This is a genomic window from Pseudomonas sp. 2822-17 (assembly GCF_002742485.1).
In the GTDB taxonomy this organism is placed as follows: domain Bacteria; phylum Pseudomonadota; class Gammaproteobacteria; order Pseudomonadales; family Pseudomonadaceae; genus Aquipseudomonas; species Aquipseudomonas cyclaminis.
On record NZ_LJRZ01000924.1, the window covers coordinates 1 to 238 of the forward strand.

General features: G+C 41.2%; 1 protein-coding gene. It reads left to right on the plus strand.

Features of this window, described 5'->3' with window-relative positions:
• A partial coding sequence (locus AOA60_RS29725; protein ID WP_218240982.1) for a DNA translocase FtsK occupies window positions 1-238 on the plus strand: 238 nt, incomplete at both ends.

Genomic DNA, 238 nt, shown 5'->3' on the forward strand with positions numbered 1-238 from the left:
TGTTAATCATTGTATTGAACAACAGAAGGCACAATATGCGGAAGAAATGATGCCACAAGAAGGGGAAGAAAAAGTTACTGCTGAAGTAGATGACGAACCTTATGATGATGCAGTACAATTAGTAACAGATATGCAAACAGCTTCAGTATCCATGCTTCAACGGAGGTTCAGAGTTGGCTATACGAGAGCAGCTAGACTAATCGATGAGATGGAACTTAGGGGAGTTGTTGGCTCGTAT